The following is a 24,659-nucleotide window of genomic DNA, read 5'->3' on the forward strand; positions in this document are numbered from 1 at the left end:
CCGCCGCGATGAGAAGGCGCCGGCGCGATGAGAAGGCGCCGGAGGCCGCTCAGCGGCGCGGGTCGTCGCGTCCGGGCTTCTGCGGCCCGTCGCCCGGCTTGCCGTCGGTGCGCCGCAGGTACCGCTCGAACTCCTGTGCGATCGCATCGCCCGAGGCCTCGGGGGAGTCCCACGTGTCGCGCGTGCGCTCGAGCTGGTGGATGTACTCCGTCATCTCCTCGTCGTCGGCCGCGGCGGCGTCGATCGACGCCTCCCACGCGACCGCCTCGGTCGCGAGATCGCCGCGAGCCACCGGTGCGCCGGTGAGATCTTCGAGGCGGTCGAGCAACGCCAGTGTGGCCTTGGGGGAGGGCGTGTGGCCGGCGACGTAGTGCGGCACGCTCGCCCAGAGGCTGGCGGTCGGGATGCCGGCGCGCTCGGCGGCGTCGCCCAGCACGCTGAGGATGCCGACAGGTCCCTCGTAGGTGCTGCGCTCGAGCGACAGCTTGCCGCGCAGCGCCTCGTTGTCGCTGCCGGCGAAGACCGAGATCGGACGCGTGTGCGGCACGTCCGACATCATCGAGCCGATCGCGACGAATCCCGTGATGTCCTCCCGCAGGGCGACGTCGATGAACTCCGACGCGAATGCCTGCCATGCGCGGGCCGGCTCGACACCGGTGAGCAGCCACAGCTGGGTGCCGCCGCGGGTCGCCCGCGCAGGACGCAGCAGCGTCGCCTCGGGCCAGCGCAGGCTGCGCCCGCCGTCGCCGTCGGCGGCGATGTGCGGGCGCGTGTACTGGTAGTCGAAATAGAGCTCGGGATCCACCGAGAAGACGGTGTCGTACGAGCCGCCCTCGCGCAGCTGGGTGATCGCGGACGACGCGGCTTCGCCCGCGTCGTTCCAGCCGTCGAACGCGGCGACGAGAACACGACGACCCAGTCCGTCCACGAGACCCCCTCTGCCCGCAACCGCTGCGGGGTTCGTTCCAGGATATGCCCCCCTCCCGGTGGGAGGCCGGAGGCCCCTCGTAGGATTGGACGGTGAACGCGCCCCGACTCGCCGCCGTCCTGTGGGACATGGACGGCACCCTCGTCGACACCGAGCCGTATTGGATGGCGGCCGAGACGCCGCTCATCGAGAGCTTCGGGGGGACGTGGTCGCACGAGCAGGCGCTCGGTCTCGTCGGGCTCGGGCTCGACGACTCCGCCCGGATCCTCCAGGGCGCCGGCGTGCGCATGACGACCGACGCGATCGTCGACCATCTCACCGACGAGGTGATGCGTCAGCTGGCCGACACCGGCGTGCCCTTCCGGCCCGGTGCGCGCGAGCTGCTCGCGGGCCTGCGCGCGGCGGGGATCAAGACGGGCCTCGTGACGATGTCGATGCGCCGCATGGCGCAGACGGTCGTCGACCTCATCGACTTCGACGCCTTCGACGTCGTCGTGGCGGGCGACGACGTCACGCGCCCGAAACCCTTTCCCGATCCCTACCTGCAGGCCTGCGAGGCGCTCGGAGTCACCCCTGACGAGACCGTCGCGATCGAGGACTCTCCGAATGGGCTGCGCTCCGCGATCGCCTCGGGCGCCTCGGTGATCGGCGTGCCGCTCATGGTCTCGCTGACCGGCGTCGGCGCCCACGCGCTCTGGGAGACGCTCGACGGGCGCTCGGCCGACGATGTCGTCGCCTTCCACGCCGCACACCGCTCCCGCCTCCGCGCCGCCCACTCGAACCAGGAGGTCGCCCGATGACTCCCGACACCACCGCCGACACGACGGCTGCTGCCGAGCGCCCGAGCGGCCCGTTCCGCCTCGGCGACCGCGTGCAGCTGACGGGTCCGAAGGGCCGCCTGCACACGATCACGCTCCGGACCGGCGGCGAGCTCCACACGCACCACGGTGTCCTGAAGCACGAGCAGCTCGTCGGGCAGCCCGACGGCTCCGTCGTCGCCAACAGCGGCGGGCACGAGTACCTCGCGCTCCGGCCGCTGCTGCGCGACTTCGTGATGTCGATGCCCCGCGGTGCGGCCATCGTCTACCCGAAGGACGCCGCGCAGATCCTCGCCCAAGCCGACATCTTCCCCGGCGCCACGGTCGTCGAGGCCGGTGTCGGCTCGGGCGCGCTGTCGCTGTGGCTGCTGCGCGCCATCGGCGCCGAGGGACGCCTGGTGTCGTTCGAGCGACGCGACGACTTTGCCGCCGTCGCGCGCGCGAACGTCGAGACCTTCACCGGTCACGTGCCCGCCAACTGGGACGTCGTCGTGGGCGATCTGGCGGAAGAGCTGACGGATGCCGTGGCTCCGGCATCCGTGGATCGCGTCGTGCTCGACATGCTGGCGCCGTGGGAGTGCATCGATGCGGTGGCCGAGGCGCTCACTCCCGGCGGCGTCGTGGTCTGCTACGTCGCGACCGCCACCCAGCTCAGCCGCGTCGCGGAGTACATCCGCGGCACGGGGCTGTTCACCGAGCCCGACGCGAACGAGACGATGGTGCGGGGCTGGCACGTCGAGGGCCTGGCCGTGCGCCCCGACCACCGCATGGTGGCGCACACCGGCTTCCTCATCTGGGCGCGGCGCCTTGCGCCCGGCGCCGTCCCGCCCGAGGTCAAGCGCCGCGCGTCGAAGTCGAGCTACGGCGACGAGGACGTCGAGCTCTGGACGCCCGGAGCCGTGGGCGACCGGCAGATCACCGACAAGAACCTGCGCAAGCGCGTCCGGGAGGCCGAGCGCGCCGCGGAGGGCGCGCGCCTGGCGTCGGGGCGTGCGGACCACCCGGGCGAGTCCGCCTAAACTAGCCCGGTGCGCAAGATCCCCGCTGCCCTCGCCGTCCTCGGCCTGGTGACCGTCGGCCTCACCGGGTGCTCGATGCCCTGGTCCTCCGACTGCTCCCGTTCCGCCGTGTCCGATGCCGACGTGATGGACCTCATCGACGTCAGCGGCGAGATCGGCGAGCAGCCCGACGTGGAGATCTACACCCCGCTGAAGGCTTCGGAGCTGGCGTACGAGGATGTCGTCGTCGGCGACGGCACCGCGATCACGTCCGACACGCAGCCCGTCGTCCTCGACGTCTCACTGTTCAGCGGCGCCACCGGCGAACTGCTCGCCGAAACCCAGTACGACGGCGACCTGTCGCGGGTGTCGTCAGTGTCGCAGTTCGCCAACTTCCCGGGCCTCGAGGAGGCGCTGCACTGCGCCACCGAGGGCTCGCGCGTGGCCATCGCGCTGTCACAGGACGACCTCGCCGACGGTGTGGCAGGCCAGGCCGGTCTCGACGACGGCGACGCCCTCGTGGCCGTCATCGATCTCCACAAGGTGTACCTGTCGGCGGCAGACGGTCAGAACCAGTTCAACAGCGGCTTCGGGCTGCCCACTGTCGTCCGTGCGCCCGACGGCCGCCCCGGCCTGATCATCCCGGACGGCGCGCCGCCCGCCGAGCTCGTCGTGCAGACCCTCAAGAAGGGCAGCGGCGAAGAGGTGACCGGCGACCTGCCGGTGCGCGTCCACTACACCGGTGTGGTCTGGGGCGAGAACGAGGCCTTCGACACCACGTGGGACAGCCAGCCCGCGCCGCTCACCCTCGACGCCGTCGTGCCCGGCTTCGCCGAGGCGCTGGAGGGGGCGACGGTCGGCTCGCAGGTGCTCGTCGTCATCCCGCCCGACCAGGGCTACGGGGATGAGCCGCGGGACGCCATCCCGGCCGGTTCGACCCTCGTCTTCGTGATCGACGTCCTCGGGATCGACGCCGCTCCGGCGGAGTGAGCCCGGGTTCGGCGACCCCGCCGCGCACGGCTCTAAGATAGGCGGGTGCCTGCCACCGCCGCCGCGAAGATCCCGCCCGAGGAGCGCCTGGTCAACCTCGTGGTGGCGCTGATCGCGACCGATCAGGGCCTCACGAAGGACACCATCCTGACCTCGGTCGCCGGCTACCGCGAGCAGAGCGAGGCAGGGGCGTCCAAGGACGCGCTCGAGAAGATGTTCGAGCGCGACAAGGAGTCGCTGCGCGGACTCGGCGTGCCGATCGAGACCATCGGCGACTGGGCAGACCCCGACGATCTGCGCGAGGCGCGGTACCGCGTCCCGAGCGCGGAGTACGAGCTCCCCGAAGACATCGAGTTCACCCCGGCCGAGCTGGCGCTGCTGACGCTCGCCGGAGGCGTGTGGAGCGAGAGCTCCATGTCGGACGATGCGCGCAGCGGCCTGCGCAAGATCCGCGCGCTGGGCGACCTGGTCGACGAGCCGATCATCGGGTTCTCGCCGCGCCTGACCATGCACGACCCCGCGTTCCCGGCGCTGCAGCAGGCGATCGAGCAGAGTCGCGTCGTCACCTTCCCGTACCTCAAGCCGGGGGAGGAGGCGCCGCGCACGCGGCGCGTCCGACCGCTGGCGCTCGTCGAGTACGAAGGCCGCTGGCACGTGTTCGGCATCGACCTCGATGTCGACGCCGATCGCACGTTCCTGCTCACCCGCATCGTCGGCCCCGTCGTGCTGACCCGGGCGTCGTTCGACCCGGCCCTGCGCGAAGGCGCGGGCGACCGCGCCCTCGCCGGACTCGACGAGGTCGCCGCCCGCAACTCCGCGCTGCTGGAGGTCAACCCCGGCACCGAGGCGGCGCTGCGTCTTGCGCGGCGCGCACAGCCGGCCGAGCAGGGCATCCGCGTGGCGTACGTCGACCCGCACATCTTCGCCGACGAGCTCGCCTCGTACGGACCCGAGGTGCGCGTGGTGGAACCCGCCGACCTGCGCGACCGCGTGATCGATCGCCTCGCCGCCACCCGCGAGCTGCACGGGGGAGCGTCATGACCGCCAGGCGACCGCTCGTGGCGACCGACCGGGCGGCCCTCATGCTCCAGCTCGTGCCGTATCTCATCGGCAAGGGCGAGGTGTCGCTGGCCGAGGCCGCCGACGAGTTCGACGTCACGGCCGATCAGATGCGGTCGATGGTCGAGAAGCTGACCGTCATCGGGCTGCCCGGCGACCGCGGCTACTGGCAGATGGCCAACGATCTGTTCGACATCGACTGGGACCTGCTCGACGAGCGCGATCTCATCGTCATCACCAACTCCGTCGGGCTCGAGCGCGCGCCCAAGCTGACCGCGCGCGAGGCCGCGGCGCTGCTGGCGGGCCTGCAGCTGGCGCGGTCGATCCCCGGCGTCGGCGACACCGAGCTGTACGCGGGCCTCCTCGCGAAACTGGCGCGCGGCGCGTCGGGAACCCCGCCGGAGATGATCCTCGCCACCGAGCCGGTCGACGCGGTGCGCGACCTGGTCGCCGACGCGCTGCGTCGGCGCGTCGCCGTGTCGTTCACGTACAAGGCGCCGGATGCCGCGCCCACCACGCGCACGGTCGACCCGGTCAAGGTGCACATCGCGAGCGGCCAGTGGTACCTGCAGGGGTGGTGTCACCTGCGCGAGGCGATGCGCACGTTCCACCTCGACCGCGTGAGCGACCTCGAGCTCACCGGCATCCCCAGCGCGCACGCCGGCGACCACGTGCCGGACTGGTTCGACACCGGCGCCGGTGACGTCGTGACGCGCATCCGCTTCCCCGAGGAGGTCGCGCCTCTCCTCGGCGACTACCTCGACCGGGCCACGCTGGAGACCGCCGAGGGCGTCACGATCGCCACGATGCGGGTCGCCGACGAGCTGAGTCTGCGCCGCCCTGTCACACGCCGCGGCGGTGCCGTCGAGGTGCTCGAGCCCGCCGGCGCTCGGCGCGCCGTGGCGGACTGGGCAGAGGCCGGATTGGCCCAATACCGCTGACGTCGTTCGCCGGCCTTCTCACCGGGTTACACTGGTCCCACATCCGCACCGACAAGGAGACTCCGCATGGGCGCATTCGGATGGCCGCACCTTCTGATCATCCTCGCGGTGATCCTGCTCCTGTTCGGGGCTGCGAAACTGCCGGCCCTCGCCAAGAGCCTCGGTCAGTCCGCCCGGGTCTTCAAGGGCGAGATGAAGGCGATGAAGGAGGACGACGCCACGGCCAAGCCGAAGGCCGACAGCGTGGCGTCCGAGACTCCGAAGGCCGACACGCCCGCGAGCTCGACCAGCAGCACCGCAGACCCGTCATCCTGACCCGCCGTGGTCACCACGGATCCACCGCGCATCGAGGAGCCGGAACAGCCTCGGCGCGATAAGCGCATGTCCCTCGGCGGACACCTGCGCGAGCTGCGGAAGCGGTTCTTCATCGGCGCGGCCGGTCTCATTGTCGGCATGGTGATCGCCTTCATCATCAGCGGCTGGGTCATCGATCTGCTCGCACAGCCGATCGTGCACATCGCGGAGGAGCGGGGCGATCAGGACATCGCGCTGAACTTCACCACCGTCTCGAGCGGCTTCGATCTGCACATGCGGATCGCGTTCGCGATCGGCCTGCTGATCTCGGCTCCCATCTGGCTGTGGCAGATCTGGGCGTTCATCATGCCCGGCCTGACGCGCAAAGAGGTGCGCTACACGATCGGGTTCCTCGCGTCCGCGATCCCGCTGTTCATGGCGGGCCTCTACGTCGGCTGGCTCATCATGCCGCACATGGTGGTGCTGATGGCCAACTTCGTCCCGAACGACCAGGGCATCGCGCAGTTCTACGATTACGCGACGTACTACGACTTCGTCTTCAAGCTGCTGCTGGTCATCGGCATCTCGTTCGTCACCCCGGTGTTCCTGGTCGCGCTGAACCTCGCTGGGGTGGTCTCGGGGCGGGAGATCCTCAAAGGCTGGCGTGTGGCGATCCTCGTGATCACCGTGTTCGCCGCGGCGGCGACGCCGGCGGCCGACGTCACGTCGATGCTGCTCCTCGCCGGCATCCTCTGCGTGCTGTACTTCGCGGCCGTGGGGCTGTCGATGCTGTTCGACCGGCGCAAGGCGAAGCGCAGCGCCACGCTGCTGCCGCCTGAGGCGTCGGCGTGACGGACCCCGCTCCTGCCGAGCGCTACGCGCGAGCGCGCGACTCGGCTCAGCTGGATCGCACCCATCCGATCACGGCCGACTTCGCCGCGTCGCAGCGGTTCACGCTCGACCCGTTCCAGATCGAGGGATGCCGCGCCCTCGAGGACGGCCGCAGCGTGCTGGTGGCGGCGCCCACCGGTGCCGGAAAGACGATCGTGGGCGAGTTCGCGGTGCACCTCGCGATGCGCGAACCCGGGGACAAGGCGTTCTACACCACGCCGATGAAGGCGCTGTCGAACCAGAAGTTCCGCGAGCTGCAGGACGTCTACGGCGCCGACGAGGTCGGGCTTCTCACCGGTGACACGAACATCAACGGCAACGCGCGCATCGTCGTCATGACCACCGAAGTGCTCCGCAACATGCTGTACGCGGACTCTCCGGCGCTGCGGGGCCTGCGCTACGTGGTCATGGACGAGGTCCACTATCTCGCCGACCGGTTCCGGGGCGCGGTGTGGGAGGAGGTCATCATCCACCTCGCGCCGAGCGTGCGGCTCGTGTCGCTGTCGGCGACCGTCTCGAACGCCGAGGAGTTCGGCGACTGGCTCGACACCGTCCGGGGGGACACCGAGGTCATCGTCTCGGAGACGCGTCCGGTGCCCCTCGAGCAGCACGTGCTCGTGCGCGGCGACCTGCTGCCGCTGTTCGACGATCGCGCCGGCATCGCGACAGCCCAGGTCAACCAGGAGCTCATGCGCATCCGCTCCTTCAAGGGCTCGAACTTCGAGAACAACCGGCGCGCGCAGGCCTTCAACAGTGCGCGCCAGGCCGGGTACGAGGCATCCCGCCGCCGTCCCCAGCGCGGCGGCAAACGGCCGGTGCGCTCCGCGAACGTGCAGCGCATCGAGCGCCTGGACCGCCCCGACGTCGTCGAGCTGCTGGGCCGCTCGAACCTTCTTCCGGCGATCTTCTTCATCTTCAGCCGTGCCGGGTGCGACGCCGCCGTGCAGCAGGTGCGCCGGTCGGGTGTGCGCCTGACCTCGCAGGAGGAGCGTCGCGAGATCCGCGCGATCGTCGAGGAGCGCACCCGCTCTCTCCTGGAGGAGGATCTGGCGGTCCTGGGGTTCTGGGAGTGGCGCGAGAACCTCGAACGTGGCGTCGCGTCGCACCACGCGGGACTGCTTCCGGCGTTCAAGGAGGTCGTGGAGGAGCTCTTCCAGCGCAAGCTCGTCAAGGTCGTGTTCGCCACCGAGACCCTCGCGCTCGGCATCAACATGCCCGCGCGCACGGTGGTGCTCGAGAAGCTCGAGAAGTTCAACGGTGAGGCGCGCGTCGCGATCACGTCGGGGGAGTACACGCAGCTCACCGGCCGCGCCGGGCGGCGCGGCATCGACGTCGAGGGCCACGCTGTCATCCAGTGGACGGAGGGCCTCGACCCGCAGGCGGTCGCCGCCCTGGCATCGCGTCGCACCTATCCGCTCAACTCCAGCTTCCGGCCCACCTACAACATGGCCGTCAACCTCATCGACCAGTTCGGCCGGGCCCGCGCGCGCGAGATCCTGGAGTCGTCGTTCGCGCAGTTCCAGGCGGACCGCGCCGTGGTCGGGATCGCCCGTCAGGTGCGCGAGCAGGAGGAGTCCCTCGCGGGCTACCAGAAGGCGATGACGTGCGACCGCGGAGACTTCGGCGAGTACTCGCGTATCCGCCGCGAGCTGAGCGACCTCGAGAAGACCAACCGCAAAGATGCAAATGCCTCCCGTCGCACGCGCGATGAGCGACTGCGGCACATCGACAGCCTGCGCAAGCAGATGCAGCGGCATCCGTGCCACCAGTGCCCTGACCGCGAGCACCACGCGCGGTGGGCCGAGCGCTATTGGAAGCTCAAGCGCGAGATCGACCGGCTGCGGCGGCAGATCGACACGCGCACAGGGACCGTCGCGCGCATCTTCGATCGCGTCGTCGATGTGCTCGACGCCCTCGAGTACGTCTCGGTCGAGGCGGACGGCACGACGGCGCTGACGCCCGCCGGACGCACCATGCGCCGCATCTACGGCGAGCGCGATCTGCTCGTCGCGGAGTCGCTGCGACGCGGGATCTGGCGGGACCTGGATGCCGCGTCGCTGGCGGCGCTCGCGTGCTCGCTGGTCTACGAGCCGCGGCGGGACGACGCGGGCCCCGGGGAGCGCGGGCTGCCTCGAGGGCCGTTCCGCGCCGCGTTCGAGTCGACGCTGTCGCTCTGGCAGGAGCTCGACGATCTCGAGCAGGAGCACCGACTGCCCGGCACCGAGCCGGTGGCAGCGGGCCTCGCGCAGGCCATGCACAGCTGGGCGCGCGGCGGGACGCTGGATCGCGTGCTCGTGGAGGCCGACATGGCCGCCGGCGACTTCGTGCGCTGGGCCAAGCAGACGATCGATCTGCTCGATCAGCTGTCGCTCGTCGCCGAGCAGCCGATCGCCGGCACGGCGCGCAAGGCGCTCGACGCCGTACGCCGGGGCATCGTCGCGTACTCGGGCGTGTAACGGACCCGCCCAGGGCGGGGGAGCAGGTCGCGCTCGCCTAGGCTGAATCCGTGCCACCCGACGCCGCACCGCGCCCCCTCCTGCCGCTGTGGGCGGCCGTCGCGGTGTCGGCGGGCGCGGGCGCACTGTTTGACGTGTCGTTCCCGTCGGTGGCATGGTGGCCCATGGCGTTCGTGGCGGTCGCGCTGGCGCTCGTGACGCTCGTGGGCCGCAGTATCGGCGGCGCGCTGCTGACAGGGCTCGCGTTCGGCCTGGCGTTCTACCTGCTCAACGTCGACTTCACCGCCGAATGGGTGGGGCCGCTGCCGTGGCTCGCCCTCTCGGTGCTCGAAGCGGCGCTGGTGGCCGGCGGTGCCGTGCTCATCTCGCTGGCCTACCGGTGGGTGCCCCGTGCGGTTCCGCGGCGGGGTCGCATCCTGCTGACATCCACGCTCGTCGCCGCGCTCTGGACCGCCCGCGAGGCGGTGACGGGAAGCTTCCCCTACGGAGGCTTCCCGTGGGGCCGGGTGGGAACGTCGCAGGTGAACGGGCCGTTCGCCGAGGTCGTGTCGTGGACGGGCACGGCGGGGCTCACCTTCCTGATGGTCGCCCTGGTCGCCGCAGCGGTCGAGCTCGTGCGAGCCCCGCGGCGTCGCGTGGTGAGCGTCCGCGCGCTTCTGCCGGTCGGTGCGATCGCCGTCATCGCCACCGCACTCGTGCTGGTGCCCGCGTGGACGACGACCCCCGCCGGCACCATGCGCGTGGCGAGCGTCCAAGGCAACGGCCCGGCCGGGTACTTCGACGAGCGTGAGGCGGGCGAGATCCTCGAGTCGCAGTACGAAGCGACCGAGCCGCTGTTCGGCGCCGACGACGTCGACGTCCTGCTCTGGCCCGAGGGGAGCGTGGACCTCGACCCGGAGGAGTCCCGTGTGGCGGCGGCCGCGCTCGACCGCGTGGCGAGGCAGGTGGGCGCGCCCCTCGTGGCGAACCGCATCGATCGGCGCGGCGACGAGTATTTCAACATGTCGTTCCTCTGGCGCGACGGCGACGGCATCGAGCAGACCTACGACAAGCGCAATCCGGTGCCGTTCGGCGAGTACGTGCCCGACCGCGACTTCTACGCCTCGATCGCCCCCGACCTCATCGGCATGATCGGCCGCGACTACACGCCCGGCACCACTCCGCCGGTCTTCGACATCGACGGGACGCTCGCCGGCCTGGCGATCTGCTTCGACGTCATCTACGACGCACTCGTCTGGGAGGGGGCGCGCGACGGGGCGGAGATCTACCTGTTCCAGACCAACAACGCCGACTTCCGCGGCACCGACGAGAACCTCCAGCAGCTGGCCGTCGCCCGCCTGCGGGCGATCGAGACGGGGCGCTCCGTCGTCAACCTCTCGACCGTCGGGACGAGCCAGGTGATCGCCCCCGACGGCTCGACCCTCGACGGGCTGCCCGCCGACGAGCCGGAGCACATGCTCACCGACGTGCCGCTGCGCACGGGACTCACGCCGGCCGTCGTCGCCGGCGGCTGGGTGAACGGCCTGGTGTCGTGCGGCGGCATCGCCGTGCTCGTGGGGCTCGGCGTCGCAGCTCGCCTGCGCGCACGCGCGAACACGAAAACGCCGGCCCCGTAGGGCCGGCGTCGCGCGGTCGTCAGCTCAGGCGCTGAGCTTGTCGGCCGGGGTGTTCTCGCTCGCGCCGCGGCGGGAGCGGACATACGCGAGGCGCTCTTCGAGCAGCTCCTCGAGCTCGGGAATGGTACGGCGCTCCAGAAGCATGTCCCAGTGGCTGCGCGGGGTCTTGTCACCGGAGTGGTCGACCGTCGCCGTGCCGTCGCCGACGCGTAGCAGCGCCTCGGCGCCGCACGTGCGGCACTCCCATGCCGGGGGGACCTCGGCGTCGGCCGCGAAGGTCAAAGTCGTGTCACGTCCACACGACGTGCACGTGTAGATGTGCTGTGCGCGCTCATGGAACACGACGCCCTCTTCGCTCTGTAGGCTCTGGGCGCCGAGTCGGATGCCGCGCAGACTGCGGTCTGCCATTTTGTGGTCCTCTCGTCGCTGTACAGGTATAACGAAGCGACCTGAGCGGATCATCCGAAGGGGCCCTGTTCATCAACCTTTCACAGTGGATGCACAGGGGAGAGGGGCGGTGTCCCCAGAGGCGTGCTACGCCAGCGCGGCGAGGGCGATGTCGGCGCGGTCGGTGACGATCCCGTCGACCCCCATCGCGACCAGTCGCAGCATGTCGTCGGGAGCGTTGACGGTCCACACGTGCACCTCGACGCCGTGGCGGTGCGCAGCGGCGACGAGCCGCGGCGTCAGCACGCGGAGCCGGCCCTGGCGCTCGGGGATCTGCAGCGCGTCCACGCCCGCGAGGGCTCGCGCCACGAGCCGATCCGAGCGCGCCGAGACGGCGGCCAGCACGCGGGTGATGGTGCCACGCCCGGCCGAGGTCGCGGGACGGATGCCGCGACCCGCCGCGGCCGCCGCGCTGAGCGCCGTTCGGCGTCGGTCGTCGGCGAAGCTCGTCAGCAGCACCCGGTCGGCGAACGGGGCGATCTCGGTGCCGACCGCGGTGGCGGCGCCCGCGGCCTTCACGTCCAGGTTGAACCGGAGCGTGGGGAACGAGGTGAGCGCCTGGCGCAGGGTGATGAGGCCGCCGCGCCCGGCCATGAGGTGCTCGAGCTCACGCGAGGAGACGTCGGCGACTTTGCGCGGGTCTCCGGTCACGCGGGAGAGGTCGTCGTCGTGGAACAGCACGACGACGCCGTCGGCGGTGCGGTGGCAGTCCGATTCGACGTAGGGTGCCCCCGCCGAATGGGCGGCCGCCACGGCCGCGAAGGAGTTCTCGACGATGCCGTGATTCGCTTCTTCCGGCGTGACGAGTCCTCGGTGCGCGAGCACGCGCGGCGCGGAGACGCCCTCGAACCAGGGATGCGTCACGGAGTGGGCGGAGTGACCGCGGGCGGCGGGCCGCTGAACGCGGGGCCGCCTGCAGCCGTGCCGCCGGGAGTCTGCGATCGGCCGCGGGCCGCGGCATCCGTCATCACTCCGGCGAACGACCCCGTCAGACCCTTGAGCGCGTCGGTGAACTCGCTCGGGATGATCCACAGCTTGCTCGACGCGCTGTCGGCGATCTTCGGCAGAGTCTGCAGGTACTGGTAGGCCAGCAGCTTGTCGTCGGGGTTGCCCGAGTGAATCGCGTCGAAGACGGTCTGGATCGCCTCGGCCTCGCCCTGGGCGCGGAGCACGGCGGCCTGCTTGTCGCCCTCGGCGCGGAGGATCTCGGCCTGCCGGCGACCCTCGGCCTCAAGGATCTGCGACTGCTTCGACCCCTCGGCGGTGAGGATCGCGGCGCGGCGGTCGCGCTCGGCGCGCATCTGCTTCTCCATCGAGTCCTGGATGGAGATGGGCGGATCGATCGCCTTCAGCTCGACGCGCGAGACGCGGATGCCCCACTTGCCGGTCGCCTCGTCGAGGACGACGCGGAGCTGGCCGTTGATCTCGTCACGGCTGGTCAGCGCCTCTTCGAGGTTCAGGCCACCGACGACGTTGCGCAGCGTGGTGGTGGTGAGCTGCTCGACGGCGCCGAGGTAGTTCGCGATCTCGTACGTGGCGGCCCGGGCGTCGGTGACCTGGAAGTACACGACCGTGTCGATCGAGACCACGAGGTTGTCCTCGGTGATCACGGGCTGCGGCGGGAACGAGACGACCTGCTCGCGCATGTCGATGAGCGGGCGGAGCCGGTCGATGAAGGGCACGAGCAGGTTCAGACCCGGGCTCAGGGTCTTGTGGTAGCGGCCGAGGCGCTCGACGATCCCGGCGTTGGCCTGGGGGATGATCCGGATCGAGCGGAAGATGACCACCAGCACGAAGATGAAGACGGCGGCGGCGAGGATCCAGCCGATCGCCGTAGGGATGGCCGAGCTGAGGTCGTTCATACGCGGGGGTCCTCCGGTGCGATGAGAGGGTCGGGGGAGTCGGAGCGGACGACCGCGGTGGCGCCGTCGATGCGCGCCACGCGGATGTGGGCACCCGGCTCGAGCTCGCCGGACTCGGCGCGCGCCGTCCAGACATCCCCGTTGGCGAGCTTCACCTGGCCGCTGTGAGCGCCCGTCGAGAAGACGACGGTGCCGCCGATGCCGATCAGTGCGTCGACGTTCGACGGCGTGGGATCCTCGCCGCGTCGCAGGCGCCGAAGGAGCGGCGGGCGCAGCAGCAGGACGAGGATGGCGGCGACACCGGCGGCGACGATCACCTGCAGCCAGATCGGCGCGCCGAGAAGGTCGGTCACGAGCCCCGCGAGTCCGCCGATGCTCAGCATCAGAAAGGTGAAATCGAGCGTGAGCATCTCGATGACGAGGAAGACGAGGATCAGGACGAGCCAGCCGATCCACGCCCACTGCTCGATGGTCTGGATGAGCTCCACGGTGCGCCTCCTCTTGCCTTGAACCTAGCAGGTAGGGTCGTTGCGTGACTGAGACTTCCACCCCGATTCCCGCCGGTGCGCTGAGCGGCAGGACCGCGCTCGTGACGGGCTCGTCCCGCGGCATCGGCGCCGACACCGCGCGCTACCTCGCGCAGGCCGGCGCGAACGTCGTCATCAACTACCGCAACAAGGCTCCGCGCGCCGAGAAGCTCGCGACCGAGCTGCGCGAGCTGGGCGTCGAGGTGCTCGTGGTGGGTGCCGACCTCACGGACGCGGCATCCGTTCAGGCGATGTTCGACGAGGTCGCCACGACGTTCGGCGGGCTCGACGTGCTCGTGCTGAACGCATCGGGCGGCATGGAGTCGGGCATGGCCGAGGACTACGCGCTGCAGCTCAACCGCGACGCCCAGGTGCGCGTGCTCGAGACCGCGCTCCCGGTCCTGCGCGACGGGTCACGGGTGGTCTTCGTCACGAGCCACCAGGCCCACTTCATCCGGACGACTCCGACGATGCCCGAGTACGAGCCCGTCGCCCTGTCGAAGCGCGCCGGCGAGGATGCGCTCCGCGAGCGCATCCCGGCGCTGACCGAGCGCGGCGTCGAGTTCGTGGTCGTGTCGGGCGACATGATCGAGGGCACCATCACCGCGACCCTGCTCGAGCGGGCGAACCCGGGGGCGATCTCGGCGCGCCGCGAGGACGCCGGCAAGCTCTACAACGTGGCGGAGTTCGCCGCCGAGGTCGCGCGTGCCGCCGTGGAGCCCGTGCCCGCCGACAACACCCGGCTGATCGGCGACGTGTCGTCGTTCGGGGCGGAGTGACCCATGCGCGCCCACGACATCGAGACGTTGGTCTCGGTCGGGCGGCCGGCGGTCGCGCCGGACGGCTCGTTCGCGGTCTTCGCCACCTCCCGTCCTGACCTCGCCGCGAACCGCGGTGTGGGCCAGGTGTGGCGTGTGGACCTCCCCGACGGCACTCCGCGGCGCCTGACCCGCGGCACCGCCGACTCGTCGCCGAAGCTCTCGCCCGACGGATCGCGCATCGCGTTCCTGCGCGGCGACGCCAAGGGAAAGCCGCAGGTGCACGTCGTCGCCGCGGGCGGCGGCGAGCCGGTGCAGGCCACCGACGCCGTGCTCGGCGTCGAGGACTTCGCCTGGTCGCCGGACGGCGCGACCCTGGCGTTCCTCGCGCGGGTGCCGGAGAAGGGCCGCTACGGCAGCGTGGAGGGGTTGGATGCCGCAGCCGAGGCGCCGCGGCACATCACGGGCGTCCGGTGGCACGCGAACGGTCTCGGCTACCTCGGCGATCGCCCGGCCCATCTCTTCGTCGTCGCGGCCCCTCAGCCCGACGCCGAGCCCTTCTACGAGCCGGCCGCCGCCGTGCGCGCCGATGACGTCGAACCGCCCAAGAAGACCCTCGTCGCCGCGGAGGCGCGCCAGCTCACGGAAGGGACGACGTCGCACGGCGGCCTGGTCTTCACCGCCGACGGCCGCGAGCTGCTGACGCAGCTCGACGAGCTCGAGGCGGATCGCCGCGATCTGCGCAGCCGCGTCATCGCCGTCGCGGTCGACGGCTCGGGCACGCGGGAGGTGCTCGGCACCGACGCGGGACTGTCCGTCTTCGACGTGGAGGTCGCGTCCGACGACACGGTCGCCGTCCTCGCTCACGAAGTCGGCGACGGCGTCGACTTCATCGCACCGGCCGTCGGCCTCTGGCTTCTGGAGGCCGGGGGCCCGCGGCGTCTCACGGACGCCGAGACGATCTACCTCGGCGACGGCTACGTGACAGCCGACGGCGACGGGTTCCTCGTGCAGGACACGACGCGCGGCCGCGTGCGGCTGCTCCGCGTCACCCGCGAGGGGGGCATCGCCGAACTGCTCGGCGGAGACGTCGAGGTCGCCGGCCACGCGGTCGGCGGCGGTCGGGTGGTGGCGTCCATCTCGCGACCGGATTCGTTCGGCGAGCTCGTGCTGATCGATGACGGCGACGCGCACACGCTGACGTCGTTCGGCGCGCGGGCCGCGGCATCCGGCATCGTCCTTCCGAAGGAGCTGACCGTCACCGGCCGCGACGGCTATCCGGTGCACGGCTGGGTCGCGACGCCGGCGGGCGAGGGGCCGTTCCCGGTCATCCTGCAGATCCACGGCGGACCGCACGCCTCATACGGCGTGCACCTCTTCGACGAGACGCAGGTGCTGGTGGATGCCGGCTACGCCGTCGTCTACTGCAACCCCCGCGGGTCTGCAGGTTACGGACGGTCGCACGGGCGCAGCATCCGCCAGCAGATGGGCACGCTCGACTTCGCCGACGTGATCGACTTCTTCGAGGGGGCGATCGCCGATGACGCCAGGCTCGACGGCGACCGTGTCGGCGTGCAGGGCGGCTCGTACGGCGGCTACCTCACCGCGTGGGTGATCGCGCACGACCACCGGTTCGCCGGCGCGATCGTCGAGCGCGGCTTCCTCGAGCCGCTCTCGTTCCAGGGCACGAGCGACATCGGCTCGTTCTTCGGCGACGAGTACGTGGGCGTCTCGGCCGAGGACATCGCGCGTCAGAGCCCGATGGCCGTGGTCGGCCAGGTCACGACTCCGACGCTCGTGATGCACTCCGAGCTCGACTTCCGCTGCCCGCTCGAGCAGGCGACCCGGTACTACTCGGCGCTCAAGCGCCAGGGCACCGAGGCCGAGCTGCTGGTGTTCCCGGGGGAGAACCACGAGCTCACCCGCTCGGGTCAGCCGCGCCACCGGGTGCAGCGGTTCGACGCCGTGCTCGACTGGTGGGCCCGCCACCTGCCCGTCGACTGAGCCAGCCCGTCGGCTGATCCTGTCGGCTCAGCCCGCCCGCCGGTTGCGCCAGCAGACGAAAGCGACGGCCCCGGGAGCGATGCTCCCGGGGCCGTCGCCGTTGTCCGGCTCGGATCAGATGTCGCCCTTGAAGGTGAAGGCGCGAACGATGTTGATGATGCCGAGGACGATGAGCGAGATGCCCAGCAGCCACCAGAGCACCGCTGCGCCCCAGACCGGCGAGAACAGCAGGATGATGCCCGCGATGATGCTCAGGATGGCGAAGAAGATCGACCATCCCTTCGACGACGCGTCGCCGAGCGTCGAGAGCGCCACGATGCCCTCGACGATCCACATGATGCCCACGAGGATGCCGAGGAACAGCGCCAGCCAGGCCGTCGTCTGACCGAGGTTGAACAGCGCCACGACGCCGGCGATGATGAACAGGATTCCGAGGGCGATGTGGCCGACGCGAGCCCAGCCGCCCTTGGTCTTGGAGAAGATGCCGAGGCCGGCGTAGACGAGTCCGGCGGCGATCGCGTAGATCGCGATGATCGCGGTGACGACCGCGGCGGACTTCGCCGGCCAGACGAGGATCAGGATGCCGACGATGACGGCGAGGACGCCGCCGACGCCGAGCGCCGTGCGGATCCCGTTGACGGCCGACTTCTCGGCTTCGGATGCAGTGGACATGAGGGGCCTTTCTGAGAGTTCCCTGTACGTAGTGCGGCTAAAGCTTAGACCCGTTGTCGAACTTCGCGGCGATCGTGAACGTGTGTTGCCGGATGACCGTCGCACGCGCTGACCGGGGCGCGCTAGCGTGAGCGTGCCAGTCCGTGTGAGTGCGCGTCGGTCGCGACGCGCGGGAAGAGGGTAGCGATGGCCGTCATCTCGAGAGGTTTCGGCGCGCGGCGTCGCGAGAGCGATCCCCGGCTGCCTCCGGGGCAGTACCTGACCGACGACTTCCCCGTGCTGTCGGCCGGGCCCACGCCCCGCATCGACCTCGCGGAATGGCGCTTCGGCATCCGGACCGAGGGAGGTGCCGGCGCGTCGTGGACGTGGGACGAGTTCATGGCTCTCCCGATCGAAGACGTCCACACCGACATCCACTGCGTGACGCGATGGTCGAAGCTCGGCACGTCGTGGCGAGGAGTCTCGCTCGACACGCTGCTGGACGCGGTCGACACCGATGCGTCATATGCGATGGCGCACTCGTACGGCGGCTACACGACCAACGTGGCGCTCGAGGACCTGCTCGGTGGCAAGGCCTGGGTCGCGTTCGAGTTCGAGGGGGAGCCCCTCGATCCCGAGCACGGCGGGCCGGCGCGGCTGCTCGTGCCGCACCTGTACTTCTGGAAGAGCGCGAAGTGGGTGCGCGGCCTCACGCTCATGGACGACGACGAGCCGGGCTTCTGGGAGCAGAACGGCTACAACATGCACGGCGACCCGTGGACCGAGGAGCGATATTGGTGACGGTGGGGGACTGGCGCCCCGGCCGCGTCGTGGAAGCGGTCGACGCCACGCCGTCGGCGCGCATCCTCCGGCTTCAGGTGCCGGGGTGGCCCGGCAACGACGCCGGTCAGCACGTCGACCTGCGGCTCACGGCCGAGGACGGCTATCAGGCCGTGCGCTCGTACTCGCTCGGATCGTACGGTGCCGGAGACACGATCGAGCTCGCCGTCGACGAGATCCCCGACGGCGAGGTCTCGCCGTACCTGGTGCGCGACGTCGTCGCCGGCGACGAACTCGAGGTCAAAGGCCCGCTGGGCGCCTACTTCGTGTGGCGTGCCGGGGGAGAGGGGCCGGTGCAGCTCATCGCGGGCGGCTCGGGCATCGTGCCGCTGATGGCGATGGTGCGTGCGGCGACGGATGCCGGGGCTGCGGCATCCGTTCGGCTCCTGTACTCGGTCCGCACGCCCGCAGACGCGATATATCGTGACGAGCTGACGAAAGCCACCGCGAACGGGGGAGTGGGTGTGGCGTGGCGCTACACCCGCGCCGCCCCCGAGGGGTGGCAGGGGGCCGTGGGGCGCATCGACGAAGGTGCGCTGCGCGAGGCGATCTGGGCGCCGGACCGCGCGCCGACCGTCTACGTGTGCGGACCGACGGGGTTCGTCGAGCACGTCGCCGATGCGCTCGTGCGGCTCGGGCATCCGCCCGCGCGAATCAGGACCGAACGCTTCGGAGGTGCGTGATGCGGGCAGAGAACGCGACGAGCGTCGTCGACGGCAACGCGGCGGCGGGAATGCTGTGGGACGTGTTCGGCGCCGACGTGACCGCGCTGACCGGGGTGTGCGGCGGCTGCGGTGCAGCGGCACCCGTCGCCGAGACGGTCGTCGAGCTGGATGACACGGCCGCGATCGTGCGCTGCCGGTCGTGTACGCACACGCTGTTCACGGTGCTGCGCGGGCCGGAGGGCGCGCGACTGGTCGTGGGCACGCTCCGAGAACTCGTGCGGCGCTGACGCTCGGGTCGCGGTCAGCCGAGCAGGAGCGTCACGAGGATCAGCACCGGCACGCAGCCGATCGTGGTGAGGAAGACCGTGTCGCGCGAGATCGTCTCGCCGACGTCGTACCGCTGCGAGTAGTTGAAGACGTTCTGCGCCGTCGGCAGGGCCGCGAGCACCGTCACGACGAGCACGTCGTGCGCGGACAGGCCGAACACGAACTCGGCGACCGCCCACGCGATCACCGGCATCGCCAGGAGTTTCAGCAGCGTCGCGAGCACGATGTCTCGCCGCCGGCCTGACGCGCCCAGCACGCGCTGTCCGTGCAGCGAGATCCCGTAGGCGATGAGCAGGATCGGCACGCACGCGTTGGCGATGAGCATCGCCGGCTCCATGACGATCGGCGGCAGCTCGATCCCCGACACCGAGACGAGCGTGCCGAGCACCGAGCCGAGGACGATCGGGTTGGTCGCGACACGGGCCACGGCGCGCCAGAGCGACGCGCGCGCGGTGGTCACGGCATCCAGGATCGCCATCGTGATCGGGGTGAACACCAGCAGCTGCATCAGGATCACGGGCGCCGGATAGGCCGCGCTGCCGAGCAGGTAGAGCGACAGCGGGATGCCGATGTTGTTGGAGTTGACCTGGCCCGCACTCAGGGCGCCGATGACCGTCTCGCCGGCGGAGCGGCGCCACACCAGCCGCGCCACGAGCGCGTATGCGGCGATCACGACGACCGCGGCGATCGCCGACACCGGCAGGAGGGCCGAGAAGAGCGTGCGCACGTCCGCCTGCGCGAGCACCACGAACAGCAGGAACGGCGACAGCACGAAGAACGTCAGGCGCGCCAGCACGGGCTTGGCGTGCTCGCCGAGCAGGTCGATCCGCCCCAGGATCCATCCCACGAGGATCGCGACGCCCACCACGACGAACCCGGTGAGCGACTGCAGCATGCTTCGAGCCTAGGAAATCGTTGTCTCGCGGGCCAATCGCGCGTCGTCGTCTGACAGACTGGCACCCGCCGAAGAGAGGGAGAACGGATGCCGGAACCCCGCGACCGCGCGACGCGCAGGGCTGATCTGCTCGCGGCCCTGACCGCTCCGGCTGCCGATGTCTGGGTGGCGACCGCATCTGCCGAGGGTGCACCGTACCTGGTGCCGCTGTCGCTGGCGTGGATCGACGAGCGGGCCGTGATCGCCCTCGAGGCGGGCTCGGTCACCGCGCGCAATCTCACCAGCGCCGGCGTCGCGCGTCTCGCCGTCGGCCCGACACGCGACGTGGCGATCCTCGACGTCGTGCGGGAGCGGTCCGTGGGCGTGGACGACGACGCGGCGCTCGGCGCGGCGTATGCGGCGCAGGCGGATTGGGATCCGCGCGGCGTCCCGGGCTACGTCTTCCTCGTGCTGCGGCCGATGCGCATCCAAGCCTGGCGCGAATCGAACGAACTGGCGGGCCGCGTGCTCATGCGCGACGGCGACTGGCTCGCCTGACCCCGGAGCGCTCCACCCCGCGACACCGCTGTCCACGGGCGGCCGCGGCATGAATGCCGCAGGCGGAATGCCTCTCGACGCGGACGACCGGCATCGCTATCGTCAGCGCTAGGTGGCTGAGTCCGGGGGGCTGCGATGGAGACAGTGCTGGTCATCCTGCAGGCATGCGTCGTGATCGGCGCGATCGTCATGGGCGTGCGCACCGGCGGCATCGGCCTGGGCCTGTGGGGCGTGGTCGGCACCGCCATCCTGGTGTTCGTCTTCCGCCTCGAGCCGGGCTCGCCGCCCGTGGACGCCTTCTTCATCATCATCGCCGTCATCACGGCGTCGTCGGCCATGCAGGCGGCGGGCGGCATCGACTACCTGGTCTCGATCGCCTCGAAGATCATCCAGCGGCGCCCGAGCCGGCTCACCTTCGTCGCGCCGCTCGTCGCCTTCGTGTTCACGGTGCTCTCGGGCACGTCCAACATCTTCTTCGCCCTGATCCCGGTGATCTACGAGACCGCGTACCGCAACGGGCAGCGGCCTGAACGCGCGCTGGCAGCCTCGACGGTGACATCGGGACTCGGCATCACCGCCAGCCCGGTGTCGGCCGCGATGGCGGCGTATCTCGTCCTGATGGACGGGACGGGCTACGGGCTCCCGCAGATCCTCGCGGTGACGGTCCCGGCCGCGATCGTCGCCTGCATCGCGACCTCCTTCGTGCAGCAGCGGATCGGCAAGGACCTGCTCGATGACCCGGTGTTCCTGCGGCGCGTCGAGCAGGGCGTCGTGAGGGTGCCGGCATCGCTGGAGGCCGCGTACGCCGCCAAGGTCGGCGGTAGGGCCGCCGGCGCCACGAGCCTGGGCGGGCCGGCCGGGGGAGCGGCCGGCGCCGTGCAGCCCGTCGCGCACCCGGTGCCGCCCGGCGGCGCGACGGCGGCGTGGATCTTCATCGCGGGAACGCTCTTCGTCGTCGTGCTCGGGCTCTTCCCGTCACTGCGGCCGGCGTTCCCGAACGACGAGGGCGAGCTGGTGCCGATCGGGATGTCGCCGGTCATCGAGATGGTGATGTTCACCGTCGCGCTCGTCATCATCCTGGTCCGGAAGGTGAAGCCGTCCGCCGTCGTGGAGCAGCCTCTGCTGCGCGCGGGCTACGTCGCCGCGGTGGCGCTGTTCGGCATCGCGTGGATGGCCGACACGTTCATCTCGGCGAACGAGGAGACCATCATCGAGCCGCTCGGCGCGATGATCGAGGCGAACCCACTGCTCCTCGCTGTCGCGCTGTTCCTCGTCTGCGGCCTCACCACCAGCCAGTCGGCGACCACCAACACCCTCATCCCGATCGCGCTGGCCGCCGGCCTCGCGCCCGGCGTCATCACGGCGATGTGGCCCTCGCTCATCGGTGTGTGGCTGTTCCCCGCGAACGGATCGCAGATCGCCTCCGTCGAAACCGACCAGACCGGGTCGACCAAGCTCACGCAGGTGCCGATCTGGCATTCGTTCACGATCCCGATGCTGGTGTCGTGGGTCGCCGTGGTCGCGGCCGGTCTTCTCATGCAGCTCGTGATTCCCGCCTGAGCCGCGGCCGCGGCATCCGTCCCGCGCATCCGCGCGCAGAAAGGAGCGACCATGTCCGACACGTCGACGACCGCGGAGGGCGCAGCGGCGCTCATGCCCGACGTGATCGAGCGCCTCGAGGCCCTCGTGCGGATCCCGTCCGTGGCCTTCCCGGGCTTCGATCCCAGGCCTGTCCACGAGATGGGCCGGGCAGTGGTCGAACTGTTCGAGGCGGCCGGCGCCGACGGCGTATCGCTCGTCGATGTGCCGGACGGTTACCCGTGCGTGTCCGCCGACCTTCCGGGACCGGAGGGTTCGCCGACGGTGCTGCTCTACGCGCACTACGACGTGCAGCCCGCGCCCGAGAGCCAGGGGTGGTCGACGCCGCCGTTCGAGCCGGTGACCAAGGACGACGGGCGCATCTACGGACGCGGGGCCGCCGACGACAAGTCGGGGCTGGTCATCCACTACGCGACGCTCAAGCTGCTCGGCCCCGATCGGCCGTGCCGCGTGAAGATCCTCATCGAGGGGGAGGAGGAGACGATCTCGCACCTGGAGGCGTTCGTCGAGGCGAATCCCGAGAAGTTCGCCGCCGACGCCTACGTGATCGCCGACATCGGCCCGCAGGCGCCCGGTCGCCCCGGGATCACCACCGCGCTGCGCGGCGATGTCGCCTGCACCGTCACGGTGCGCACGCTCGCGAACCCCGTCCACTCGGGCGAGTTCGGGGGAGCGGCACCCGATGCCCTCACGGCCATGATCCGCATCCTCGACACCCTGCACGACGAGAACGGCGACACCGTGATCCCCGGTGTCGACAGCGGCCGCTGGGAGGGCGCCGAGATGGACGAGGAGGTGTACCGGGCGGGATCGGCCATCCTTCCGGGCGTGGAGTTCCTCGGCACGGGATCGCTGTCGGACCGAATCTGGGCGAAGCCGTCCGTCACGGTGCTGGGCATGGACCTGCCCAACACGACCGAGGCATCGAACGTCCTCCTGAACGAGGTGAAGGCGAAGCTGTCGATGCGCATCATCCCGGGGTCGGACGGAGACGCGCAGCTCGAGGCGCTCATGGCGCACCTGCGTGCCCAGCGTCCGTGGAACTGCGAGGTGGTCGTCGAGAAGGTCAAGGTGGGGCATCCGTTCGCCGTCGACGAATCCCACCCGGCGATCGTCGCCGCCGAGGACGCGCTGCGCGAGGCATACGTCGCCGACGTCGAGTCGATCGGCAGCGGCGCCTCGATCCCGCTCGTGGCGTCGTTCAAGAAGATCGCTCCCGACGCGGCCGTGATCCTCTGGGGCGCGGAAGACACGGCGCAGGCCCGCATCCACGCGTCCGACGAATCGGTCGATCCGAAGGAGATCGAGCGCATGATCGTCGCGCAGACACTGTTCATCCGCGAGTTCGCCGGCTGACGGATGCCGCAGGCTCACGCGCACGGAATGACAGCCGTGTAAGACACGTGAGTCATCCGGTTGACTCCGTGAGACGGATCACGGCGCGGAACATGTCCGCACGAAGGATTCTCGACGGCTGCGGGCTCTGAGCCCCTCTCGGCCGCTCAGAAGGGGTTTCGCGAGAAGGGGTCCGGACGGATTAGGTCCGATCAGGCAACGCCGATAATGCACATTATGTCAGTATGGCGTTTAGTTGCCCAGTTTACGGCGTTCGCAGCCGACTCCCCTGCGGGACGGCGCGCGAGGTCTTCCGCAACGCAGTGGCTCGGGATGAGGCGACGTGGATCCGGGGCCGGGCCTGGGCGCTGTGGAAGACGAGCGGCGATCGACCGCATCCTCTCGGAGAAGCCGTCACGGTGACACCGCGTATACGGCGATCCCGCCGTCTTCGATCAGAAACCGCAAGACTGATTCGTCCGCGGTGCGCTCTACCGTGGCGGGCACACCTGCCGAGTCGCAGGCGACCGTGCCCGAGCCGCCGCCGTCGGCCCAGCCCACGATGATGCATCTGCCGCTGCCGTCAGCGAGAGGCGCAATCCATGGACGGAGGCCGGCGACACTCTGGAAGCCCTGGATGAGAGACGAGTCGATTCCCTGGTCCTCGAGCCACAGACCCCAGCCCAGGAGACTCCTCGCCGTCAGGCACGGGTCAGGCTCCAGGATCACGCGATCTTCGGGCGCGGGAAGAACCGCCTCGGGGAGCGACGCTCTCGGGAGCTCAGCGGGCTTGCACCAATGGGGCGGCATCGTCGGAGTGGGACTCGGCGACATGGGCGGCTCGGCCGACACATCCCGGGAGGGGTCGGCGGGTGATACGGGTTCGGCGCTGACGTCAGCCTCGGTCGTGGCGGTACAGCCGGTCAGCAGGGCGACCAGCACGGCAGCGGTGAACCAGGCCGCGGGCGCCGCACCCGATTTCGACTGATGCATCTCTGCCATGGTCGGCCTCCCCATCGACCGCGCGACCACCTGAACCCCCATGCCCAGACCGCACCCGGCTCACAGGTGAAACCAGGGTGACAGGCGGCACCCCGCTCCGCAATGGCCCCGCGGTCCGAGAGCTCGCGAGGCGCCAGCATCCTGTTGTCCACAGTCATGCCCGCGTTCGCAGCCTGGCTTTGGCTGCTCGGGCGCGGGCTCCTCGTCGCCAGGGTGCCG

The 24,659-nt window shown here is 70.6% G+C and carries 25 protein-coding genes; 17 read left to right on the forward strand and 8 right to left on the reverse strand.

The features are described 5' to 3' along the window. Positions 1 to 49: 49 nt before the first annotated feature. Positions 50 to 928 (reverse strand): PAC2 family protein, encoded by an 879-nt coding sequence (locus IM770_RS01470; RefSeq protein ID WP_203579359.1) that lies wholly within the window; start codon positions 926 to 928, stop codon positions 50 to 52. A 92-nt stretch (positions 929 to 1,020) separates the two neighbouring features. Between IM770_RS01470 and IM770_RS01475 the strand changes: the two genes are divergently transcribed. The 9 genes from IM770_RS01475 to lnt all read left to right on the forward strand — a co-directional run bounded on the left by IM770_RS01475 (position 1,021) and on the right by lnt (position 10,991). Next, positions 1,021 to 1,728, forward strand: a complete 708-nt coding sequence (locus IM770_RS01475) for an HAD family hydrolase (RefSeq protein WP_203579360.1) — start codon at positions 1,021 to 1,023, stop codon at positions 1,726 to 1,728. Then, a complete protein-coding gene (locus IM770_RS01480; RefSeq protein WP_203579361.1) occupies positions 1,725 to 2,765 on the forward strand; it encodes a tRNA (adenine-N1)-methyltransferase in 1,041 nt (346 codons plus the stop codon). Before IM770_RS01475 ends, IM770_RS01480 begins: the two co-directional genes overlap by 4 nt. A 9-nt stretch (positions 2,766 to 2,774) precedes the next feature. Then, positions 2,775 to 3,734 carry an FKBP-type peptidyl-prolyl cis-trans isomerase gene (locus tag IM770_RS01485; RefSeq protein ID WP_203579362.1) on the forward strand — a complete coding sequence of 320 codons (960 nt, stop codon included), beginning with the start codon at positions 2,775 to 2,777 and terminating at the stop codon, positions 3,732 to 3,734. A 45-nt stretch (positions 3,735 to 3,779) separates the two neighbouring features. Beyond that, a complete protein-coding gene (locus IM770_RS01490; protein ID WP_203579363.1) occupies positions 3,780 to 4,775 on the forward strand; it encodes a helix-turn-helix transcriptional regulator in 996 nt (331 codons plus the stop codon). Next, positions 4,772 to 5,734: a helix-turn-helix transcriptional regulator gene (locus tag IM770_RS01495; protein ID WP_203579364.1), complete on the forward strand. Its 963-nt coding sequence runs from the start codon at positions 4,772 to 4,774 to the stop codon at positions 5,732 to 5,734. The genes IM770_RS01490 and IM770_RS01495 overlap by 4 nt, the downstream gene beginning before the upstream one ends. A 66-nt stretch (positions 5,735 to 5,800) precedes the next feature. After that, positions 5,801 to 6,049: a Sec-independent protein translocase subunit TatA gene (gene tatA, locus IM770_RS01500; RefSeq protein ID WP_203579365.1), complete on the forward strand. Its 249-nt coding sequence runs from the start codon at positions 5,801 to 5,803 to the stop codon at positions 6,047 to 6,049. A gap of 66 nt (positions 6,050 to 6,115) precedes the next feature. Beyond that, on the forward strand, positions 6,116 to 6,880 hold the full coding sequence (gene tatC, locus IM770_RS01505) for a twin-arginine translocase subunit TatC (RefSeq protein ID WP_203579366.1): 765 nt from the start codon (positions 6,116 to 6,118) through the stop codon (positions 6,878 to 6,880). Continuing rightward, entirely contained in the window at positions 6,877 to 9,375 is a 2,499-nt protein-coding gene (locus IM770_RS01510) for a DEAD/DEAH box helicase (protein ID WP_203579367.1), read from the forward strand. Before tatC ends, IM770_RS01510 begins: the two co-directional genes overlap by 4 nt. Before the next feature lie 50 nt (positions 9,376 to 9,425). After that, positions 9,426 to 10,991: an apolipoprotein N-acyltransferase gene (gene lnt, locus IM770_RS01515; protein WP_203579368.1), complete on the forward strand. Its 1,566-nt coding sequence runs from the start codon at positions 9,426 to 9,428 to the stop codon at positions 10,989 to 10,991. A 24-nt stretch (positions 10,992 to 11,015) separates the two neighbouring features. On the opposite strand, the gene IM770_RS01520 is transcribed toward lnt, so the two are convergent. The 4 genes from IM770_RS01520 to IM770_RS01535 all read right to left on the reverse strand — a co-directional run bounded on the left by IM770_RS01520 (position 11,016) and on the right by IM770_RS01535 (position 13,788). Then, positions 11,016 to 11,399, reverse strand: a complete 384-nt coding sequence (locus tag IM770_RS01520) for an RNA polymerase-binding protein RbpA (RefSeq protein WP_203579369.1) — start codon at positions 11,397 to 11,399, stop codon at positions 11,016 to 11,018. A gap of 126 nt (positions 11,400 to 11,525) precedes the next feature. Further along, positions 11,526 to 12,302: a glycerophosphodiester phosphodiesterase family protein gene (locus tag IM770_RS01525; protein ID WP_203579370.1), complete on the reverse strand. Its 777-nt coding sequence runs from the start codon at positions 12,300 to 12,302 to the stop codon at positions 11,526 to 11,528. Next, positions 12,299 to 13,300, reverse strand: a complete 1,002-nt coding sequence (locus IM770_RS01530; protein ID WP_239065603.1) for an SPFH domain-containing protein — start codon at positions 13,298 to 13,300, stop codon at positions 12,299 to 12,301. Before IM770_RS01530 ends, IM770_RS01525 begins: the two co-directional genes overlap by 4 nt. Next, positions 13,297 to 13,788, reverse strand: a complete 492-nt coding sequence (locus IM770_RS01535) for an NfeD family protein (protein ID WP_203579371.1) — start codon at positions 13,786 to 13,788, stop codon at positions 13,297 to 13,299. Before IM770_RS01535 ends, IM770_RS01530 begins: the two co-directional genes overlap by 4 nt. 44 nt (positions 13,789 to 13,832) lie before the next feature. On the opposite strand from IM770_RS01535, the gene IM770_RS01540 reads away from it, so the two are divergent. Next, a complete protein-coding gene (locus tag IM770_RS01540; protein WP_203579372.1) occupies positions 13,833 to 14,606 on the forward strand; it encodes an SDR family oxidoreductase in 774 nt (257 codons plus the stop codon). Between the two features lie 3 nt (positions 14,607 to 14,609). Continuing rightward, entirely contained in the window at positions 14,610 to 16,589 is a 1,980-nt protein-coding gene (locus tag IM770_RS01545) for a S9 family peptidase (RefSeq protein ID WP_203579373.1), read from the forward strand. A 114-nt stretch (positions 16,590 to 16,703) separates the two neighbouring features. On the opposite strand, the gene IM770_RS01550 is transcribed toward IM770_RS01545, so the two are convergent. Next, positions 16,704 to 17,261: an HdeD family acid-resistance protein gene (locus IM770_RS01550; RefSeq protein WP_203579374.1), complete on the reverse strand. Its 558-nt coding sequence runs from the start codon at positions 17,259 to 17,261 to the stop codon at positions 16,704 to 16,706. Positions 17,262 to 17,447: 186 nt separating this feature from the next. Here IM770_RS01550 and IM770_RS01555 point away from each other — a divergent pair, with 186 nt between their 5' ends. The 3 genes from IM770_RS01555 to IM770_RS01565 are packed head-to-tail and all read left to right on the forward strand — an operon-like array spanning position 17,448 to position 19,032. Continuing rightward, positions 17,448 to 18,041, forward strand: a complete 594-nt coding sequence (locus IM770_RS01555) for a sulfite oxidase-like oxidoreductase (protein WP_203579375.1) — start codon at positions 17,448 to 17,450, stop codon at positions 18,039 to 18,041. Further along, positions 18,038 to 18,763 (forward strand): ferredoxin reductase, encoded by a 726-nt coding sequence (locus tag IM770_RS01560; protein ID WP_203579376.1) that lies wholly within the window; start codon positions 18,038 to 18,040, stop codon positions 18,761 to 18,763. Before IM770_RS01555 ends, IM770_RS01560 begins: the two co-directional genes overlap by 4 nt. Next, entirely contained in the window at positions 18,763 to 19,032 is a 270-nt protein-coding gene (locus tag IM770_RS01565; RefSeq protein WP_203579377.1) for a DUF6510 family protein, read from the forward strand. Before IM770_RS01560 ends, IM770_RS01565 begins: the two co-directional genes overlap by 1 nt. Positions 19,033 to 19,046: 14 nt before the next feature. On the opposite strand, the gene IM770_RS01570 is transcribed toward IM770_RS01565, so the two are convergent. After that, a complete protein-coding gene (locus IM770_RS01570; protein ID WP_203579378.1) occupies positions 19,047 to 19,967 on the reverse strand; it encodes an AEC family transporter in 921 nt (306 codons plus the stop codon). 87 nt (positions 19,968 to 20,054) lie between these two features. On the opposite strand from IM770_RS01570, the gene IM770_RS01575 reads away from it, so the two are divergent. The 3 genes from IM770_RS01575 to IM770_RS01585 all read left to right on the forward strand — a co-directional run bounded on the left by IM770_RS01575 (position 20,055) and on the right by IM770_RS01585 (position 23,459). Beyond that, entirely contained in the window at positions 20,055 to 20,504 is a 450-nt protein-coding gene (locus IM770_RS01575; protein ID WP_203579379.1) for a pyridoxamine 5'-phosphate oxidase family protein, read from the forward strand. 135 nt (positions 20,505 to 20,639) lie between these two features. After that, positions 20,640 to 22,064: an anaerobic C4-dicarboxylate transporter family protein gene (locus IM770_RS01580; RefSeq protein ID WP_203579380.1), complete on the forward strand. Its 1,425-nt coding sequence runs from the start codon at positions 20,640 to 20,642 to the stop codon at positions 22,062 to 22,064. A 51-nt stretch (positions 22,065 to 22,115) separates the two neighbouring features. Beyond that, positions 22,116 to 23,459, forward strand: coding sequence for a M20/M25/M40 family metallo-hydrolase (locus IM770_RS01585; RefSeq protein ID WP_203579381.1), 1,344 nt, complete (start codon positions 22,116 to 22,118; stop codon positions 23,457 to 23,459). Between the two features lie 393 nt (positions 23,460 to 23,852). Here the strand turns inward: IM770_RS01585 and IM770_RS01590 are convergent, their stop codons facing one another. Beyond that, complete coding sequence (locus tag IM770_RS01590) at positions 23,853 to 24,440, reverse strand: hypothetical protein (RefSeq protein ID WP_203579382.1); 588 nt, start codon at positions 24,438 to 24,440, stop codon at positions 23,853 to 23,855. Positions 24,441 to 24,659 lie beyond the last annotated feature (219 nt).

It is taken from the genome of Microbacterium hibisci, from assembly GCF_015278255.1.
GTDB lineage: Bacteria > Actinomycetota > Actinomycetes > Actinomycetales > Microbacteriaceae > Microbacterium > Microbacterium hibisci.

What these genes read in the sequence shown, in the direction of transcription:
- IM770_RS01480 (WP_203579361.1), top strand. Translation starts at nt 1,725, where the DNA reads ATGACTCCCGACACCACCGCCGACACGACGGCTGCTGCCGAGCGCCCG.
- IM770_RS01495 (WP_203579364.1), top strand. Translation starts at nt 4,772, where the DNA reads ATGACCGCCAGGCGACCGCTCGTGGCGACCGACCGGGCGGCCCTCATG.
- tatA (WP_203579365.1), top strand. Translation starts at nt 5,801, where the DNA reads ATGGGCGCATTCGGATGGCCGCACCTTCTGATCATCCTCGCGGTGATC.
- tatC (WP_203579366.1), top strand. Translation starts at nt 6,116, where the DNA reads ATGTCCCTCGGCGGACACCTGCGCGAGCTGCGGAAGCGGTTCTTCATC.
- IM770_RS01520 (WP_203579369.1), bottom strand. Translation starts at nt 11,399, where the DNA reads ATGGCAGACCGCAGTCTGCGCGGCATCCGACTCGGCGCCCAGAGCCTA.
- IM770_RS01530 (WP_239065603.1), bottom strand. Translation starts at nt 13,300, where the DNA reads ATGAACGACCTCAGCTCGGCCATCCCTACGGCGATCGGCTGGATCCTC.
- IM770_RS01545 (WP_203579373.1), top strand. Translation starts at nt 14,610, where the DNA reads ATGCGCGCCCACGACATCGAGACGTTGGTCTCGGTCGGGCGGCCGGCG.
- IM770_RS01550 (WP_203579374.1), bottom strand. Translation starts at nt 17,261, where the DNA reads ATGTCCACTGCATCCGAAGCCGAGAAGTCGGCCGTCAACGGGATCCGC.
- IM770_RS01555 (WP_203579375.1), top strand. Translation starts at nt 17,448, where the DNA reads ATGGCCGTCATCTCGAGAGGTTTCGGCGCGCGGCGTCGCGAGAGCGAT.
- IM770_RS01565 (WP_203579377.1), top strand. Translation starts at nt 18,763, where the DNA reads ATGCGGGCAGAGAACGCGACGAGCGTCGTCGACGGCAACGCGGCGGCG.
- IM770_RS01570 (WP_203579378.1), bottom strand. Translation starts at nt 19,967, where the DNA reads ATGCTGCAGTCGCTCACCGGGTTCGTCGTGGTGGGCGTCGCGATCCTC.
- IM770_RS01575 (WP_203579379.1), top strand. Translation starts at nt 20,055, where the DNA reads ATGCCGGAACCCCGCGACCGCGCGACGCGCAGGGCTGATCTGCTCGCG.
- IM770_RS01580 (WP_203579380.1), top strand. Translation starts at nt 20,640, where the DNA reads ATGGAGACAGTGCTGGTCATCCTGCAGGCATGCGTCGTGATCGGCGCG.
- IM770_RS01585 (WP_203579381.1), top strand. Translation starts at nt 22,116, where the DNA reads ATGTCCGACACGTCGACGACCGCGGAGGGCGCAGCGGCGCTCATGCCC.
- IM770_RS01590 (WP_203579382.1), bottom strand. Translation starts at nt 24,440, where the DNA reads ATGGCAGAGATGCATCAGTCGAAATCGGGTGCGGCGCCCGCGGCCTGG.